1 protein-coding gene is annotated in these 1,285 nt (G+C 68.3%); it reads left to right on the forward strand.

The annotated features are described in order from the left end of the window. Positions 1-1,256: CCA tRNA nucleotidyltransferase (locus CCN29_RS26830; protein WP_086685115.1), on the forward strand; the 1,256-nt coding region annotated here is incomplete at its 5' end. Between the last annotated feature and the right edge of the window lie 29 nt (positions 1,257-1,285).

A 1,285-nucleotide genomic window follows, 5' to 3' on the forward strand; every position in this document is an offset into this window, starting at 1 on the left:
AGGACGTCCTGAAGATCATGCGGCCGTGGGCGGACGCCGTCTGGGACGTGGGGATCGCCTTCGGGACGGTCGGCGCCCAGAAGGAGGCGCGGGTCGGGGACACCGACCGGAGCTTCCAGATCGAGGTGACCACCTACCGGTCCGAGGCGTACGACCGCACGTCGCGCAAGCCGGAGGTGTCCTACGGCGACTCCATCGAGGACGACCTCGTCCGCCGTGACTTCACCGTCAACGCGATGGCTGTCGCCCTCCCCGAGAAGAGGTTCATCGATCCCCACGGTGGTCTGAAGGACCTCGCCGAGCGGGTGCTGCGCACGCCGGGGACGCCCGAGGAGTCCTTCTCCGACGACCCCCTGCGCATGATGCGGGCCGCGCGCTTCGCCGCCCAGCTGGACTTCGAGGTGGCCCCCGAGGTCGTCGCGGCGATGACGGACATGGCGGGACGCATCGAGATCGTCTCCGCCGAGCGGATCCGGGACGAGCTGAACAAGCTGATCCTCTCCCCGCACCCCCGCAAGGGCCTCACCCTGCTCGTGGACACCGGGATCGCCTCCTCCGTGCTGCCCGAGCTGCCGGCCCTGCATCTGGAGCGCGACGAGCACCACCGGCACAAGGACGTCTACGAGCACACTCTGATCGTCCTGGAGCAGGCGATGGCCCTGGAGGAGGACGGCCCCGACCTGACCCTCCGCCTCGCGGCCCTGTTGCACGACATCGGCAAGCCCCGCACGCGCCGCTTCGAGAAGGACGGCCGCGTCTCGTTCCACCACCATGAGGTGGTCGGGGCGAAGATGACCAAGAAGCGCATGACCGCGCTGAAGTACTCCAACGAGCTGGTGAAGGACGTCTCCCGTCTGGTCGAGCTGCATCTGCGCTTCCACGGCTACGGCACGGGAGAGTGGACGGACTCCGCCGTCCGCCGCTATGTCCGGGACGCGGGACCGCTCCTCAGCCGGCTGCACAAGCTGACCCGCTCGGACTGCACCACGCGGAATCGGCGCAAGGCCGCCGCGCTCTCCCGTGCGTACGACGGGCTGGAGGAGCGCATCGCCCAGCTCCAGGAGAAGGAGGAGCTCGACTCCATCCGTCCGGACCTCGACGGCAACCAGATCATGCAGATCCTGGACATCAAGCCGGGCCCGGAGGTCGGGAAGGCCTACAAGCACCTGCTGGAGCTCCGGCTGGAGAACGGCCCGATGGAGCACGACGAAGCGGTGAAGGCCCTGAAGGAGTGGTGGGCCGAGCAGCAGGGCTGACAACGGAAGCGGGGTCATGTTTCACGTGA

This window comes from Streptomyces pseudogriseolus (genome assembly GCA_002154585.1).
In the GTDB taxonomy this organism is placed as follows: domain Bacteria; phylum Actinomycetota; class Actinomycetes; order Streptomycetales; family Streptomycetaceae; genus Streptomyces; species Streptomyces pseudogriseolus.